This window comes from Parabacteroides sp. AT13, from assembly GCF_002272965.1.
GTDB classification, from domain to species: domain Bacteria; phylum Bacteroidota; class Bacteroidia; order Bacteroidales; family Tannerellaceae; genus Parabacteroides; species Parabacteroides distasonis.
In genome coordinates, this window is record NZ_NQMH01000001.1 from 765,752 (window position 1) to 783,274 (window position 17,523).

Below are 17,523 nucleotides of genomic sequence, written 5' to 3' on the forward strand. Positions count from 1 at the left end.
ATACTTCAATGCCATATCAGCGTATTCTATTAACACACTGATAATCTAATACTTAAATCAAATATCGTTTTCTATTCCCGAAAATTTTAAAGCAATAGAAACCATGTCAATATCTCTTCTATCGGGACGTGGAAGATCGGCTACTTGGGAAGTAGCGTAAAAGATAGGAAATGATTATTACCCAGTTGTAGAGACGGAGCGTGCTCCGTCTCCCACCATCTGGCAGTAATTTAAAATACCCATTTGAGGGGATGAGACGGGGCACGCCCCGTCTCTACACGATGTTCGTACGATTTTTTGGGGAGACGTGATGATGCAGGAAATATGAGGTCGTTTCGTCTCCATTGTCGTGCCCATACACCACGAATAGAAACGAAAAATCGAGGAAAGATAAATTCAGAAAACAAACAAAGCCTACACAAAGCCTAAAAATTGTTTGTTATTCGGTGTTTTTTACTAAATTTGCGGCGTGGAAGATTACGCTACTTCCCAAGTAGCCGATCGCCTACCCCACCTTTGATACATTATTATATATGCTCTCGAAGCAAGCCTTGTTCACCGCAGACATCTTATCCAAAGAGAAGCTCTTCAAATAGATTTGCGTCGTCTTGATCGATTGGTGTCCCAGCAATTCGCTGATCATCTCGATCGGTACACCCTGTTCCTTCAAGGTCGTGGCGAAAGAGTGACGGATTGAGTACGAGGTAACCATTTCCGTCACACCACAGGCATTTGCCAGTTCCTTCAAGGAACTGTTGAAATCAGCCAAGGCAGAGGTATATTCCCGGAAGGCCTCTTCACCCGTTTTCGTCCCACTCAAGAAAGTGAATAGATAAGGAGAATCCCGAAGCGTGTCGGTCATTAACGCAGCCAACAACTCCTTGGCCACAGGCTGTATCTCGACCAACATCGGCGTACCCGTCTTCTGGCGGTTATACCTCAAGACACCACTCCGGATATCACTCTTTTTCAAATGAGCGAAATCGACAAATGCCATACCGCAAAACAAGAACATCAAACACAATGCCCGCTGTGTTTTCCGCAGCCCCGAATCATCCAACGGAGCGGTCATCAACAAACGCAAGGATTCCGTAGGCAACGCCTTCTTCTGTTTGCTTTTCACTCCCATGAAAATCCCCTTGAACAAATAACGGGAAAAAGGAGCCTCCCCATTCTCCATCGCCAACCCATACACACGGCGAATCCTACGCATATAGGTAGACACCGTATTCCACGAGCATTCCCGGTCCCGCAAATAGTCTTGATACCTCAAAAGCATTTCCCGGTCGATACGGGTATAAGGAATCACCTCCTGCCCACAAAAACGCAGGAATGAATTCAAGGCATCTTGATAACTCTTGGCGGACGAATAACGTCCTTGCTCTCTCAATCGGGCTATATACATCCGCATACCCTCCGCTAAATCATACTGTTTCATATTTTCACGTATAAAAAAAGTAAATTACAATAAAAAACACGGTTAATTCGTGATTGTCTACTTACATTTGCAGAAAAACAAATACCATGGACAAGATCGTAGAAATAGCCCGGTTCACCTATCCGGCGGATGCCCAACCGCTGATGGCCCTGTTGAGGTCGGAAGGGATAGAATGTTATCTCCGCAATGAGTTAAGCAGCCAGATCATGGCCGGTTACGTAGACGTAGGCGGCGCACGGGTGGAGATTCTGGAAAGCGACGTTCCCCGAGCCATGAAGATCATGGAGGAAGGCGGTTACGACCTGCCCCGGGAAGACGAGCAAGCGGAACCGGTAGAACAAGTCGCCGGATTCGCACGTCATATCCCTTTTCTACGAAAATATCCCTTAGAGAAACAAATCATGATCCTATTCGTCATCATAGCTGTCTTTTTGGCTTTGGTGATTTACTTCGGATCGCTTATTTCATCAAACTAAACAAATGTAATCAATGGCACGCAGAAAGATAACAAATAGTCAAGCCGTATGTATCACCTTACTATGGGGTGTCTTATGCTACATGCTGCTTGTATACAGCGAAACGATCAATTTCGACGTCATATTTGCCCTTGTAGCCTCCGCTATCATTGTGTTCGTTCCGATCTATAAGAATTTCAAGCATAGAGACGAATAACATTTCGTCGTTTTTTCAAACTTAATATATCTAAATGATATTTTTTATGCATTTTCTCTTTCAATTATTTGCTAGTGTCAAAAATTAGCTTACCTTTGCCACGTCGTTAAACAAACGGCGTACGGATAACAAAATGGTATAACATTCTAAATATAAAATTCAGTCATGAAGGCAAGTGAAGTTTTAGACAACTTGAAAAGAAGATTTCCGAACGAACCGGAATATCATCAAGCAGTATCAGAGGTTTTAGGGACTATCGAGGAAGCTTACAACGAGCATCCGGAATTTGAGAAAAGCAACTTGATCGAGCGCCTTTGTATCCCCGATCGCATTTTCTCTTTCCGTGTAACTTGGATGGACGATAAGGGACAAATCCAGACGAACATGGGTTACCGTATCCAGCACAACAACGCTATCGGCCCGTACAAAGGCGGTATCCGTTTCCACGCTTCCGTAAACCAATCGATCCTTAAGTTCTTGGCTTTTGAGCAAACGTTTAAAAATTCACTGACTACATTGCCGATGGGTGGTGGTAAAGGAGGTTCCGACTTTAGCCCGAGAGGAAAGTCAAACGCTGAGATTATGCGTTTCTGCCAAGCCTTCATCCTTGAGTTATGGCACCATATCGGTCCGGACACGGATGTTCCCGCCGGCGATATCGGTGTAGGCGGACGTGAGGTGGCTTATATGTATGGAATGTACAAGAAATTGGCTCGTGAGAATACGGGCACATTCACGGGTAAGGGTATCGAGTTCGGAGGTTCCTTGATCCGTCCGGAAGCTACAGGTTACGGAAACGTATATTTCTTGTTGCAGATGCTGAAAACCCGCAACATTGATATCAAAGACAAGGTAGTTTGTGTATCAGGTTCCGGAAACGTGGCTCAATATACGGTAGAGAAATTAATCAGTCTTGGAGCGAAAGTTGTCACGATGTCTGATTCCGACGGTTATATCTATGATCCGGATGGTATCGACCGTGAGAAACTGGATTATATCATGGAGTTGAAGAACTTGTATCGTGGCCGTATCCGTGAATACGCGGAGCAATACGGATGCAAATATGTACAAGGCGCTCGTCCTTGGGGAGAGAAATGCGACATCGCTATGCCGAGCGCAACCCAGAATGAGTTGAACGGCGACGATGCCAAGACTTTATTGGCCAACGGTTGCTTCGCCGTATCCGAAGGCGCTAACATGCCTTCTACGCCAGAAGCTATCGACGCATTCCTTGAGGCCAAGATCCTTTACGCTCCGGGTAAGGCCGCTAACGCAGGTGGTGTATCCGTTTCCGGTCTTGAGATGACTCAGAACGCACAGAAGTTAAGCTGGAGCAGCGAGGAAGTAGACCAGAAACTTCAGAGCATCATGGAAAACATCCACGAGCAATGCGTAAAATACGGAAAGCAAGAGGATGGTTACGTAAACTACGTGAAAGGCGCCAACGTAGCCGGCTTCATGAAGGTAGCTAAGGCTATGATGGCACAAGGAATACTCTAGGTAATTGAAAATTGAGAATTGAAAATTAGTTAGAGAGGAGAGATTGATGATCATATAAGCGAGGGGGATAGGCTTTGAGAGGCTATTCCCCTTTCTTATTTCCGACGAAGTCCCAATTTTCAATTTTCAATTCTTAATTTTCAATTAAAAAGCGGTATCTTAGTGCCGTAAATCGATAAGTATGATAACAGAAGAACTTAGGAAGCTATACCAATCATATACCGGATCACCGGCAGAGGAAATAACAGAGTTACCGTCATCCGGCTCTAACCGCCGGTATTTCAGGATAAAAGGTCCTGAGACGTTGATTGGAGTTAGTGGCACTTCTACTGAGGAGAACGAGGCTTTTATCTATATGGCAAAACATTTCCGGGAGAAGGGCTTACCCGTACCGCAAGTATATGCCAGCTCGGACGACCATTCATTTTATATCCAAGAAGATTTAGGAGATACGCTTCTTTTCAACGCCATCGAGAAAGGCCGTAAAAGCAGTGTATTCGACGAGGAGGAACGCCGTTTATTACACAAGACGATCACCAAACTCCCCGACATCCAGTTCTTGGGGTCCGACGGTTTCGATTTCTCGTATTGCCATCCGCAAGCCGAGTTCAACCAACGGTCTATCCTTTGGGACTTGAATTATTTCAAGTACTGTTTCTTAAAGGCTACCGGGATGGAGTTTCAGGAAAATCGTCTGGAAGATGATTTCTTGAAGATGAGCGACGTATTGTTACGCAGTTCCTCCGCCACGTTCCTGTACCGTGATTTCCAGTCACGCAATGTTATGGTAAAGGATGGAGAGCCTTGGTTTATTGATTTTCAAGGTGGACGAAAAGGCCCGGTTTATTACGACGTGGCTTCCTTCCTTTGGCAGGCGAAAGCGAAATATCCGGAGGATCTGAGGAATGAATTACTATCGGATTATATCACGGCCCTACGTAAATATATCCCGGTAGACGAAGCTTACTTCCATAGCCAGCTGCGCCATTTCGTCCTGTTCAGGACCTTGCAGGTATTGGGGGCTTATGGTTTCCGGGGGTATTTCGAGAAAAAGCCTCATTTCATCCAAAGCGTCCCGTTCGCGATCGAGAACCTGCGGCAGTTATTGAAGAATGACTATCCGGAATATCCCTATTTATGCTCCGTCCTTCGTGAGCTTACCGGGTTGAAACAATTCACGGATGATATCCAGAAACATATGCTGGAAGTAAAGGTCATGAGCTTCGCCTATAAAAAAGGAATCCCGAACGACCCTAGCGGGAACGGAGGTGGATTCGTATTCGATTGCCGTGCGATAAATAACCCCGGTAAATACGAGCGTTACAACCATTTCACCGGTTTGGATGAGCCAGTGATCCAGTTCTTGGAGGATGACGGGGAGATCACGAATTTCCTCGAGCATGTCTACCATATCGTAGACGCCTCGGTAAAACGATATATGGATCGTGGATTCACCAATTTGATGATTTGTTTCGGATGTACGGGAGGACAGCACCGTTCGGTCTATTCCGCACAACATCTGGCGGAACATCTTAACACCAAGTTCGGAGTAAAAGTACATTTAGTACATAGAGAACAAAATATAGAACAACTCTTTAACCCTACATTATGAAAGCTATGATTTTCGCGGCCGGTACTGGTTCCAGACTGAAGCCGTTAACCGATCACACGCCAAAAGCGCTTATACCTATCGGGGGCAAACCGATGCTAGAACACGTCATACTGAAACTGAAATCCTCCGGTTTCGACCAGATCGTGATCAATATCCACCATTTAGGCAACCAGATCGTGGATTTTCTGGAGGCGAACAACAACTTCGGTGTCCGGATCGAAATCTCGGACGAGAGCGATTATCTGCTGGATACGGGAGGAGGAATCAAGAAGGCCACTTCTCTTTTATGCGGGAACGAGCCTTTCTTGATACATAATGTCGATATCTTATCGAACGTGGATCTCAAGAAACTATACGATACCCATGTACAAACGAACCCGTTGGCTACCTTACTCGTCAGCCAGCGCAATACCTCACGTTATCTATTATTTAATAAGGAGAATAGACTGTGTGGTTGGCGTAATCATGAGACCGGCGAGGTAAAATCTTACTATCCCTATTTTGACCCGGATCAACACAACGAGTACGCCTTTAGCGGAATCCACGTACTCTCGCCCAAGATATTGGAGCTGATGGAAGAATGGACCGGAAAGTTCTCTATCATTAACTTCTATCTGGCTATTTGCGCCAAAACCGATATCAGGGCTTATATGGCGGATAACCTAAAACTATTGGATATCGGCAAGCCGGAAACCTTGGCCGCCGCCGAGGAATGGCTACGACAAAACATCTAACAAAATATTTCACACATGAAAAAAACTAGTTTTATCTACTTACTCTTGTTGATCGCACTGGGCCTCAGCTCTTGCCAGCAAGAGAAGACTTTCAAGGTTCTTCAATTCAACATCTGGCAGGAAGGCGCTGTCGTAAAAGGAGGCTTTGACGCTATCGCTGACGAGATCGTAAGAAGTAACGCCGATTTCGTTACGTTAAGCGAGGTACGTAATTATCATCAGACCCGTTTTTGCGACCGGATCGTGGAAGCGTTGCAGCAAAAAGGACAAACGTACTATTCTTTCTACACCGAGGATTCCGGTCTGTTAAGCCGCTACCCGATCACGGATAGCACGACCGTCTATCCCTTGAACGATGACAGGGGTAGTATGTACAAGGCCATTACCCACATCGGCGATACCGAGGTAGCTCTTTACACCGCCCATCTGGATTATCGTAATTGCGCTTATTACGATGCCCGTGGATACGACGGAAATACATGGGACGAGGAACCTCCTGTCACCAATCTGGACACACTCCTATGGTTGAACGAGCAATCTGTCCGTGACGACGCTATCGCTTGCTTCCTAAAAGAGGCGAAAAAGGATCGGGAAGCCGGACGGATCGTTATCCTCGGAGGAGACTTTAACGAGCCTTCCCATCTGGACTGGACTGAGGCGACCAAAGATATGAGAGACCACCAAGGATTGGTTGTTCCTTGGCACGTATCCGTCATGCTGGAGAAAGACGGCTTCAAAGATACGTACCGTGAGATCTTCCCGAACCCTGTAACTCATCCGGGACTTACCTGCCCGGCGGACTGTAAGGATATCGCTTTAGAGAAATTGGTTTGGTCGCCGAAAGCGGACGATAGAGATCGCATCGATTTCATCCATTACGCTCCATTCGAGGGATTAACGCTTACAGATGTATGTATCATCGGTCCGAAAGGTGACATCCTCCGTGGGCAAAGAGAGACGGAAGAGACCTCCGACCCGATCATGACTCCCCTTGGAATCTGGCCTACCGACCACAAAGCGGTTCTTGCCACTTTCCACTTGAAATAAAAAATGGATTCGCGAGACCCGTCTTACCGGCTCGTCTCGCAAATCCACAAACAACAATCTTCTCTTGAAACGCTATCTTTTTATGGTTTCAATACCACGCCAAGACTTTTCTTCCCATCCATCTTAATCGTAATCGGAGCATCAAAATGTACATGACGAAGATATTCCGTCTCCTCTACGGCAGGTTGCGCATTCAAGAACGCCTCATCGAACCAACCATCTCCCTTAAATGGATTAACCGTAAAATAGCCCACTCCGAACGAAGTCAGGTTCTGGAAGAAATGGGTACCTTGACTCGGGTCTACCCGATAATTCTCCAATCCGCATTCCACGATCACCCGTGCGTTACTGATATGCGGCCATTTCACCGGAATACCCAACCAAGAGTCGCTGCTCCCCCATCGGCCGGGGCCGACTAATACGTATCCTTTCTCCTGATCGGTAAACGAACGGTTCATCTTCTCGATCTCATAAGCGATCAACTGATTATTGGATGAATTAAAAGCGCCCGTCTTCACATAGATAATATCCTGTACGTCGCCAACGATGCCATGCCCCAAAACACTGGTAGAAGAAAGGATGGTTTCCTCGTTCTTCACCAAGCTCAGATCCTCGTCCATAATCTCTTTATTATCTACGATCGGACGGATTTGCAACAGATAGAAAGTCGCCCTTGTATGATCCGACGGGTCCATGTTGACAGCGAACTCAATCTCGACCGGACGACCCATTTCCTGCTGCCCGATCCGTAAGATCTGATCCAACGTATCCGCCAGCGGGAATACGTCATGCTGTAGGATATTCACGAAAGAAAGGATCTTACGACCGCCCGGGTAATAACCGTCACGGATAATCTGATCGTACGGATCGTATGTAGAGACAATATATTTCAGGGAACCTTCAGCGTCAGCGTCCTTCAAGCCCAGCTTCACCAAATTAAAGGCATCATCTACCGAGAAGGTTTCCGCCATATTCTTCAAATCCAAGGCATAGAAACGAGTCTGCGTTTCCCTGAGAGCGAAATCCATCGTACTCATCTGCAAGATGCTATGGGGATGTCGGGGAGAGAAACGCAAGGTTTGCCCGCCATCGACGATATATTTACCCAATCCCAAGGCGATATTCGCGATCCCATCTTCCGCCTTCTCGTTACCGATCGGATAGAAATTCAAGGAACGGGCCACGCCCGACATCGTCGGATAGAAATGATCATTATAACGGGAGCCCACCACTTCTTGCAAGACGATAGCCATCTTCTCCTGATCGATCAAGTTCGAGGTAGCCGTCATATACGCCTTACTATCCTTATAAAAGACAGAGGCATACACCGCCTTGATAGCGTCGCTCACCGTACGGAGCATATCGTATTTCTCCTCGATCTTAGGTACCATATACGTAGAATAGATCCCGGCGAAAGGTTGATAATGCGAATCTTCCAGCAGGCTGGAGGAACGCACGGCGATCGGGCTTTTCACCACATCGAAGAAAGCCATCAAGTCCTCGATTAAACGGGAGGGCAAGCTGGCCCGCAAGAAATACCGGAGGATCGTCTCGTCGTCCGCATCGCCCAGCGCTACCGGATACAACTCGTTCGTCTCCATGAACTCGTCGAAGATGTCGGTACAGATCACGACCGTCTTCGGGATATTCACGGCAAAATTATCACTCTCCAGCTTAGGGTATCGCTTCACCATCGCACCGATAAAGGCAAGACCTCTACCCTTACCTCCCAGCGAACCGTCGCCGATACGGGCAAAATTACTATACTCATCAAAACGATCCTTCTGATAAACCGCCACGACACCCGTGTTCTTCATCCGGCGATATTGCACGATCAAGTCGAAAATCAATTTCCGGGCCTCATCCATATCCTTATAGTCACTCACGTCCACATGCTTCAAAACCTCGGCGGGTGGAAACATGGCACGGGAATAAAAGAAACGGGAGAAATGATTCCGGGAGAGATGGTAAACCAGCGAGTCGTCGGGAATCTGGAAGACTTTCTTTTGAAGGTCTTTCAAATCCTTGATACGCATGATCTCCTCTTTCGTATGCGGATTCAAGATCACGAAATCGCCGAAACCGAAACGCTGCATGATCTTCTTTTTCAAATCCTGCGGATAACTCTTGGAATTCTTATCGATAAACGAGGCGTTCAGTTCCTTCGCGTACACATGGTTGCTGGCCTCCGAAGATTCCAGCACGAAAGGAATGATCAAACCCGTTTTCCGTACATACTGTCCGAACTTATAACCGGCATACGGATCTTTCACGCCATTGTGCATAAAACTCATATCCGAGATAATACCCAACATATTATCCCGATACTGATCAAAAATACGTACCGCCTCCTCGTAATTCCGGGCCAATTTGATCTTCGGACGACCCCGCATACGCAACGTACGCTGGTGATCGTTCAACGCCTCCTTCGCGAACATTTGGCTCTGCTCCAGCACGAACTTATATAAATGAGGCAAAGCGGACGAATAGAAACGAATGGAATCCTCCACCAACAAGATGATCTGTACGCCCACGCTGGCCGTATCGTCCGGAGCGTTCATCTTATCCTCGATCAACTTGATAATCGCCAGTAACAACTCCGAGTTACCCAACCAGCTGAACACATAATCGATAGCGCTCAGATCCTCGTTGGCGATCCGCTTAGACACCTCTTTCGAGAAAGGAGTCAATACGACGATCGGGATATTCGGATAATGCACCTTTATCTCGCTCGCCGCAGCGAATATATCCCGGTTATCCATATTCGGCATGCAAATGATCAATTCGAAGTTCCGGTTCTTCAACTCATTCAAAGCCTCCTCCTCGGTAGTCACCTGCGTAAACCGGGGTGGGTAACGGAGGCTTAAGGAAGTATATTCGTTAAATATCTGCTCATCTACACGCCCGTCATCTTCCAGCATGAAGGAATCATATTTCGTAGCGATAAGCAATACATTATATATACGCTTATTCATTAGATTGGCAAACGGGGTGTCTCTGAACACCAAGTCTTTTAAGTTCGGTATACCGCTCATAATAGATTCTGATAGAATTATTCGAGTCAAATGTAAGGAAAAATAATAACTATTGAAACATGAAAGTACGCATTCTGACTCTAACTGAAGATTTTTAGGTTTTCACTGATAAAAAGTAAGCGAAACTCTTGGTCATTCCAAAGAATTACCTACATTTGCCAACAGAATGTTATCCTTTTAAAGAATATAAATGCTATGAAGACTGAAGTTATTTTATCAGCGCTAGAGGCAAAACATCCGGGAGAAAAGGAGTATTTGCAAGCAGTAAAAGAAGTGCTTTTATCAATTGAGGAAGTGTACAACCAACATCCGGAATTTGAGAAAGCGAAAATCATTGAACGCCTAGTTGAGCCGGAACGTATTTTCACTTTCCGTGTGCCTTGGGTAGATGATAAAGGTGAGATACAAGTTAACTTGGGATACCGTGTTCAGTTCAACAACGCAATCGGCCCGTACAAGGGAGGCATCCGTTTCCACCCGTCCGTTAACTTGTCTATCTTGAAATTCTTAGGATTCGAGCAAACATTTAAAAACGCTTTGACAACCCTTCCGATGGGTGGTGGCAAAGGTGGTTCCGATTTCGCTCCGAGAGGAAAGAGCGACGCCGAGATCATGCGTTTCTGCCAAGCGTTTATTCTTGAATTATGGCGTAATCTTGGTCCGGACAGGGATGTTCCGGCTGGTGATATAGGCGTAGGTGGCCGTGAGGTAGGTTATATGTACGGTATGTACAAGAAATTGGCTCGCGAGAATACGGGTACGTTCACGGGTAAGGGCATGGAGTTCGGAGGTTCTATCCTTCGTCCGGAAGCTACCGGCTTCGGCGCTCTTTATTTCGTACATCAAATGCTGGAGACTCACGGAATCGATATCAAGGACAAGACGGTCGCCATCTCCGGTTTCGGCAACGTGGCTTGGGGTGCCGCTACAAAGGCCACCGAGTTGGGCGCTAAAGTGGTTACGATCTCCGGTCCTGACGGATATATCTATGATCCGGTGGGTATCTCCGGCGAGAAGATCGACTATATGTTGGAATTGCGTAATTCCGGAAATGATATCGTAGCTCCTTACGCAGACGAATTCCCGGGCTCTACCTTCTATCCCGGCAAGAAACCTTGGGAACAAAAAGTAGATATAGCCTTGCCATGCGCTACCCAGAATGAGTTGAACGAGGCTGACGCTCGTAAGTTGATCGAGAACAAGACTTTGTGCGTAGCTGAGGTTTCTAACATGGGTTGTACGGCTGAGGCTGTAGACTTGTTCATCGAGCATAAGCAATTATTCGCTCCGGGTAAGGCTGTCAACGCCGGTGGTGTAGCTACTTCCGGATTAGAGATGACTCAGAACGCTATGCATATCTCATGGACTGCCGCCGAGGTAGACGCTAAATTACATCAGATCATGAGCGCAATCCACGAACAATGCGTAGCTCACGGTAAAGATGGCGAATATATCAATTATGTAAAAGGCGCGAATATCGCAGGCTTCATGAAAGTAGCGAAAGCTATGATGGCACAAGGTATCGTATAAGAATAAGGTCAGTTTAGGCTAAATAAAAACATAGTTATGAATTCTTTGAACCTTAGTTATGGTTTGAGAATTTCATAACTATGTTTTTTAAGCTCATATCAGCGGACTTTCCCGGGGTTCTTAGCGATAAAATCCTTCCATCCCGTATACTTCTTTTCCGAGATCGGATTATTGGTTTGGAAATAATGACAAACAGCCGCCGCCAACCCATCCGTAGCGTCCAATTGCGGAAGCATGGACTCATCCGGTATCTTCAGATAGCGTTGTAGCATGCCGGCCACTTGTTCTTTCGCCGCATTTCCATTCCCCGTGATCGAGAGCTTGATTTTTAGAGGGGCGTACTCGAAGATCGGGATATCCCGCTCCAAGGCCGCAGCCATCGCTACCCCTTGCGCCCTTCCGAGTTTCAACATACTCTGTACGTTCTTCCCGAAGAAAGGCGCCTCGATAGCCAACTCATCCGGATGGTATTGATCGATCAAGGCCAAGACCCGTTCGAATATCTTACGCAGACGGAGATAATGATCCTCATATTTATTCAATTGCAGGATTCCCATAGCTTCCAGCTTCGGTTTATTCCCCTCGATCTTCAAGATTCCGTATCCCATCACGATCGTACCGGGGTCTATGCCTAATATAATACGGTCCTTGATCATTTAGGTAGCTCTATATCTTCCAACAGGGTAGAGAATCCTGCGATTTTCTCTTTATAACGTCCTATCAAATCTTGCTGCAAGGCTCCGCCTTCCTTACGCACCCACTCATTCAACGAATCGATATCCCTCGTATGAAACTGTACGGAAAAACTTTCACCTTCCTCATTCCGCGAATCCAAGATCCGTCTCAAATAAGGACTATAAAGGATACCGCTCTCGGAGGCTTTCGGTATATAACTATTCTTCAAATATTCCAGACACTCATCCACGATATCCTTATGGATATGAAAAGTCGTATTATAAATTATCATCTTCTTTCCTTTCTCTTGAAATTTCTTATACAAAGATAGCGCATATATCAAGAAAAGCCTTATATTTGCACATGAATTAACAAGACGGGGCATTAGCTCATCTGGCTAGAGCGACAGACTGGCAGTCTGTAGGTGATCGGTTCGAGTCCGATATGCTCCACCAATAATAAATTAAGCGGTTACAAAACAAGTAGCCGCTTTTTTTATTGATAAAAATCGTTTTGTTTTGGCGTTTTGTTGCATTTGGTGACGCAAATTTGACGCAAATAATAACGCTGTTGCGTTCATTGCATTTCCGGTTTAACACCCAGTTTAACCTTACCTCCCAAACCTCGCTAGAACCGCAGCCTTATCAAACAAAATTAGGCAGTTACCTAAAAAGATAACTGCCTAATTTTGTGAGCCGAAAGCCGGACTTGAACCGGCGACCTACGCATTACGAATGCGTTGCTCTACCAGCTGAGCTATTTCGGCAACATTTGTTTCTTTATTTCGGGCGCAAAGATACAGGGTTTATTTGACATCTGCAAGAAGATTCGCTAAAAAATCATCTAAATCTGCATCTAAATCTTTTAATAGAGGATCGTCCAGACGAAGCATATCATCATCGATGAAGAGAAGTTCCTCTATTACAACAAAATCCTCATCGGTCAAGCTAACAGAAAGAGGCTTCATGAATCGGGGGACGTCAAAAATATTCTTGGTAGACAAGATCGTAAGAACCGCCTTCACCGAAGCGGCAACCCGCTTATTGAATGCGTTCTCCTCCTCGTTCGAGTTCACCCAATCGAAGATAACGATCTTTTCGATCAAATGCTCCTCATCATCATAAATTTGCAGTTCCCCGCTTTCCGCATCAGCCTGCACATATAAGTCGCTTATAAAATTACCGGACTCATCCTTGGCCAGCTTTTCAACAGCCGACGTAAAAGCGTTCTCGATGAGGGATTGAACCTTTGCCATATTTGCGTTCATATATTAATTCTCCTTTATTCGAATATGCGTCAAAAGTAATAATAATTCACCGAATAACGCCGTTAATCCTCACCAAATTGCACATTTAGTTTCTTATCGGAACGAATTCGTTCGGCCAACGCCTGTACATAGAGTTCCAATAATTTGGTACTCTTATCATTATCACCATTATTACGCTTGAATAAATCGTATGATTTATGAGCCCACTCATAGGCTTCTTTTAAAGCTCCTCTCATCTCATGGCATAGGGCCAGATTAGAGGCCGCCTTCGCCCGGCTTTTCCAGTTTTCCGTACCCCGGTAAAGCCCGGACCAACGATCTTCCGCCATATCCCATTTCTCATTAGCCGCATAAGCGGAAGCCTCTTTCCAACGTGAACCCATTCCGGTAAAGTACCAACGAGTCTCCTTCTCCCAATGAGGAACAAAATTAGCGTAGACCTTCGCCCCGAAATATTTACCGGCCCCACGCAAAGCATTCTCCGGAGAGGGCAATACCTTATCCAAGATCGGCATATAATCCGCACTTTCCGCCCAATAAATACTATCTTTCATATGTACCGTCGCCAGTGGAGCCTCACGATCGGGAACGTAACTGCGTATCACGCCAGCCATCTGCACGTCGATCATTCCCATTACATACCCTTCGCCCAAGGTACCTACGCTTTTCTTCATATCGAACAGCAAGCGGTCGATGGAGATAACCGCATCGGCACCGGTCTCATCGCATAGCGACGCTACTTGCCCTTGGGTAAGTTTCGTATCCAGAAACGCCTGATTATCTTTTCGAACCGCATCATGGTAAAGCAATACGTCGTTAAAATAAGAAGCCTCCACGATAGCCTCCCCTAAAGTACGGCAAACGTCAAACAGCGCACTATCCGCTTTCGCTTTGCAAGTATCTTGCCTCTCTCCCTGCAAGGTGTATTCGTAACCCGCATCCTCCGGTTGGGGGACGGCATTGTTTACGATAAGTACCTTGGCGACATTCTCAGGAAACGTCACCTCCGCAGGATTATACGTCTCGATACCTACATAATTAATCGTGCTACAAGCGGACAACAAACCCGCTATGCCTATAAAAAGAATGCTTCTCATCTTCATCTATTTAAAAGGGGGCGATTTACGCCCCCACATTATGTCAAATCACTCACAGCCTTGAAATAGCCGATAGACTCCGCGATCCCCAAGAAGGGGTCTTTCATGTCTTTCTCGTATTCCAAGCTACACATTCCCGTGTAATTAACTTCCCGCATCATACGGATCAGCGCAGGGAAGTCGATCTTTCCACGACCGATCTCGATCCCGACTCCCGCCTTCGAAGAATCCGTCACGTCCTTGATGTGCATATCGAATACCCGGGTATGGTATTTCTTCAAGTCGGCGACAGGATCACAGCCGTTTCGCAAGTCATGCCCGACATCCAGACACATACCGATACGGGGGTCTAAATCCTTCGTATGCTCCCAAACGTCCGTAGCATCGGGATACGTCTTAATATCAGGACCGTGCAAGTGGATAGCGTAATGAAAATCATACTCCTTCACTTTTTTATCCACATAGGGTAAAAGCTCGTAATTCGGGACACCGACGATTAACTTCACTCCTACCCGCTTCGCATAATCAAACGCACGATCTATCTCTTCCTCACTCTTCATATAAATAGGACCTACGGCATATCCCGTCACTTTATGGGCAGCGCATTTATCATGAAAAGCCCTAATCTGCTCATCCGTACTATTCAACGGCAAATGGAAATCCTTGATGCAAAGATAATGGATATCTAATCGTTCCAACGTCTTCAACGTCGTATCTAAATCAAAATTAACGAAAGTATATCCCGCCATTCCCAGATGGAACGGGTTTACGGCCTTCGGGGCTTTTGGCTTTACAGGGTCCGGCAAAGCGGCCCGGGCGATCGTGGAGGTACCTAATAAAAGGGCACCCGCCAATCCTTGTTTAAAAAATGTACGTCTTGAGTGTTTCATGGTCTATTACAATATTATATATAATGTATACTGTTTATCTTGGGAAAATAACGCTAAAGGTAGAGCCTACCCCTTGCTGGGAAGTCACTTCTATACGACCGCCGAGCTTTGTGACCAAAGCCTTGGAGATAGCCAATCCCAAGCCGACTCCATTGGTCCATTGCGTCAACTTGACAAAACGATCGAAAACCCGTTCCAATTGGTCGTCCGGGATTCCCTCGCCTGTATCCGTCACATAAAAGCGGATTTCCTGCTCCGTCACGTCATACCCGAAGCAAATATAACCTTTTTTCGTGTGCTTGATAGCATTCGTCAATAAATTAGTGAGGACTTGCGTTAATCTACTCCGATCGGTATAAAGCGTAAAAGGTTGGCAATCATCCAATCGAAGTTCTACATTTTCGGGCATACGTAATAAAATGATACTATAGATATCTTTCATTAAAGCCTTCATTTCATGATTCGCCAAAACGAAAGTCAACGTATTCGACTCGATTTTCGATATATCCAATACGTCTTCTATCAAGCGTTGCAACAATTCATTATTACTTTGTATAATATTGGAGAGTTCATGACGAGTTTCCGCATCTTCCTCATCGGCGATCACCTGCGAGAATCCGACGATGGCGTTCAATGGCGTCCTGATCTCATGATTCATGTTTGCCAAGAACGCAGATTTCAGGTGATCCGCCTCCTCCGCTTTCTCTTTTGCGATCTTTAATCGTATCCCCGCACGATGACGGGCATAGGCGACTATACCCAAGCCCGCACATAGAAACAACACCAAGACAAATCCTCCTCGAAGCATCAAGATACGGACACGCGACTTTTCCGCCTCTAGCTCCAGTTTCTTACTTTGTATCTCTAGTTTTTCCACCTCTCGTTGGGTTTTCAACTTCGCTAAATCCTCGTAATATTTTACCCGCATAATCGAGTCGTGCACTTCTTTAGAATCTCTGTAAGCCCTAGCCGCTTCCATCCCTCTTCCAAGCTTATAATAGAGATCCGCCTTAAAATCCTCCACTGAGACCCAATCATTAAAGCGTTTCTTATCCAAGAGCATTAGTTCCAATTTGTTCGCCAAATCAATGGCCTTCTCATATTTCCCCGCTAAAGCGTAATAATTCATCCAAAGGAATTGAGGCAGGATTTGCTCGGCATTCATATTATTCTTCTTTTCGATATCCTCCATCATCCTCAAGTGCTGATAAACCAAGGAAGGCTCTTTTTCCGCCACGTAATACTGGGCCGAGTAATAATGATAGCGATCTTTTAAAAAAGCGACAGTATGTTCCGCATCCAATTGAGTAATGCCCTCTTTCTCGCACTCTTGTATGCAAGAATCCAATTTATTCAAATACTCCAATCGCAAATCCTTCGTAAGCAACAGCCGTAACACGTAATACCAACGCATCCTAGAGGCATTACGTTCTTCCATGCGAGATAAGATCTCCCGGCTTAATTGAATACCCTCCTCATCCAATCCTATATTAAAATAGAAATTCGCTAAAGCTTGGTTTGCCATATCCACCCCATCCGGATAATTAAAACAGGTCGCAAGATTCCTCAAGCTATCCACCTCCCGGATTACCAATCCCTGCATCCCCTCATTCGCTAAAGAATAGATATTCCATCCTTTCGCCCTACATAATTCCTCGATCCGGTTTGTCGCGATGAAAAGGGGTTCCGCTATTTTCAAATATATTCGCAAGCTATCCGGATCTTGCATATAGTAATAACGCATCAAGAATAGTAAGGCATTTCCTTTGTAATAATCGTTACGTTGCCTCTGTGCCTCTTCTAATAGCAAATCCGCATATACTTTATATACTTTGTTATGCGTATTGGCATAAAGTAATTCGTTCAAGCGTATTAGTTTACTACTATCCGGCAAAACCTTGATTTCTCTTCGTAAGCTATCGACAAACGTGTCACCTTTCGCCCTATCCGGAATAAGCAAAGTTAGAATCAACGTCCAACAACCAATAAAAAACAATCTCTTCATATATACCTTGAAAAGTTAGCA

General features: G+C 45.6%; 15 protein-coding genes and 2 tRNA genes. 8 read left to right on the forward strand and 9 right to left on the reverse strand.

The genetic code is table 11. The features are described 5' to 3' along the window. Positions 1-505: 505 nt before the first annotated feature. Complete coding sequence (locus tag CI959_RS03650; RefSeq protein ID WP_005858747.1) at positions 506-1,438, reverse strand: site-specific integrase; 933 nt, start codon at positions 1,436-1,438, stop codon at positions 506-508. A gap of 86 nt (positions 1,439-1,524) precedes the next feature. Here CI959_RS03650 and CI959_RS03655 point away from each other — a divergent pair, with 86 nt between their 5' ends. The 6 genes from CI959_RS03655 to CI959_RS03680 all read left to right on the forward strand — a co-directional run bounded on the left by CI959_RS03655 (position 1,525) and on the right by CI959_RS03680 (position 7,003). Then, positions 1,525-1,914, forward strand: a complete 390-nt coding sequence (locus CI959_RS03655; RefSeq protein WP_005858748.1) for a DUF2007 domain-containing protein — start codon at positions 1,525-1,527, stop codon at positions 1,912-1,914. A 13-nt stretch (positions 1,915-1,927) separates the two neighbouring features. Beyond that, the gene (locus tag CI959_RS03660) at positions 1,928-2,110 is read left to right on the forward strand and encodes a hypothetical protein (RefSeq protein WP_005858749.1); all 183 of its coding nucleotides are present in this window, start codon (positions 1,928-1,930) and stop codon (positions 2,108-2,110) included. Positions 2,111-2,275: 165 nt separating this feature from the next. Beyond that, positions 2,276-3,610, forward strand: coding sequence for an NADP-specific glutamate dehydrogenase (locus CI959_RS03665; RefSeq protein WP_005858752.1), 1,335 nt, complete (start codon positions 2,276-2,278; stop codon positions 3,608-3,610). A 181-nt stretch (positions 3,611-3,791) separates the two neighbouring features. Continuing rightward, positions 3,792-5,222 (forward strand): RNase adapter RapZ, encoded by a 1,431-nt coding sequence (locus tag CI959_RS03670; RefSeq protein WP_005858754.1) that lies wholly within the window; start codon positions 3,792-3,794, stop codon positions 5,220-5,222. After that, positions 5,219-5,956 (forward strand): nucleotidyltransferase family protein, encoded by a 738-nt coding sequence (locus CI959_RS03675; protein WP_005858756.1) that lies wholly within the window; start codon positions 5,219-5,221, stop codon positions 5,954-5,956. The genes CI959_RS03670 and CI959_RS03675 overlap by 4 nt, the downstream gene beginning before the upstream one ends. 15 nt (positions 5,957-5,971) lie before the next feature. Further along, positions 5,972-7,003: an endonuclease/exonuclease/phosphatase family protein gene (locus CI959_RS03680; RefSeq protein WP_005858758.1), complete on the forward strand. Its 1,032-nt coding sequence runs from the start codon at positions 5,972-5,974 to the stop codon at positions 7,001-7,003. 80 nt (positions 7,004-7,083) lie between these two features. Here the strand turns inward: CI959_RS03680 and CI959_RS03685 are convergent, their stop codons facing one another. Beyond that, positions 7,084-10,038 carry a PEP/pyruvate-binding domain-containing protein gene (locus tag CI959_RS03685; RefSeq protein WP_005858760.1) on the reverse strand — a complete coding sequence of 985 codons (2,955 nt, stop codon included), beginning with the start codon at positions 10,036-10,038 and terminating at the stop codon, positions 7,084-7,086. A gap of 195 nt (positions 10,039-10,233) precedes the next feature. On the opposite strand from CI959_RS03685, the gene gdhA reads away from it, so the two are divergent. After that, the gene (gene gdhA, locus CI959_RS03690; protein WP_005858762.1) at positions 10,234-11,568 is read left to right on the forward strand and encodes an NADP-specific glutamate dehydrogenase; all 1,335 of its coding nucleotides are present in this window, start codon (positions 10,234-10,236) and stop codon (positions 11,566-11,568) included. A gap of 98 nt (positions 11,569-11,666) precedes the next feature. On the opposite strand, the gene ruvC is transcribed toward gdhA, so the two are convergent. Then, positions 11,667-12,224, reverse strand: coding sequence for a crossover junction endodeoxyribonuclease RuvC (gene ruvC / locus CI959_RS03695; protein ID WP_005858764.1), 558 nt, complete (start codon positions 12,222-12,224; stop codon positions 11,667-11,669). Beyond that, a complete protein-coding gene (locus CI959_RS03700; RefSeq protein WP_005858766.1) occupies positions 12,221-12,535 on the reverse strand; it encodes a DUF4286 family protein in 315 nt (104 codons plus the stop codon). The genes ruvC and CI959_RS03700 overlap by 4 nt, the downstream gene beginning before the upstream one ends. 86 nt (positions 12,536-12,621) lie before the next feature. On the opposite strand from CI959_RS03700, the gene CI959_RS03705 reads away from it, so the two are divergent. Beyond that, positions 12,622-12,698: transfer RNA gene (locus tag CI959_RS03705), tRNA-Ala, on the forward strand. Positions 12,699-12,936: 238 nt separating this feature from the next. Here the strand turns inward: CI959_RS03705 and CI959_RS03710 are convergent. From CI959_RS03710 to CI959_RS03730, 5 genes are all read right to left on the reverse strand, one after another. Beyond that, a tRNA-Thr gene (locus CI959_RS03710) sits at positions 12,937-13,009 on the reverse strand. Between the two features lie 39 nt (positions 13,010-13,048). Further along, positions 13,049-13,510 (reverse strand): hypothetical protein, encoded by a 462-nt coding sequence (locus CI959_RS03715; protein WP_005858768.1) that lies wholly within the window; start codon positions 13,508-13,510, stop codon positions 13,049-13,051. A 62-nt stretch (positions 13,511-13,572) separates the two neighbouring features. Continuing rightward, positions 13,573-14,607: a DUF6340 family protein gene (locus CI959_RS03720; protein ID WP_057316809.1), complete on the reverse strand. Its 1,035-nt coding sequence runs from the start codon at positions 14,605-14,607 to the stop codon at positions 13,573-13,575. A gap of 38 nt (positions 14,608-14,645) precedes the next feature. Beyond that, positions 14,646-15,497: a sugar phosphate isomerase/epimerase gene (locus tag CI959_RS03725; protein WP_005858771.1), complete on the reverse strand. Its 852-nt coding sequence runs from the start codon at positions 15,495-15,497 to the stop codon at positions 14,646-14,648. Positions 15,498-15,531: 34 nt separating this feature from the next. After that, the gene (locus CI959_RS03730) at positions 15,532-17,502 is read right to left on the reverse strand and encodes a HAMP domain-containing sensor histidine kinase (RefSeq protein WP_012056176.1); all 1,971 of its coding nucleotides are present in this window, start codon (positions 17,500-17,502) and stop codon (positions 15,532-15,534) included. Positions 17,503-17,523: the final 21 nt, after the last annotated feature.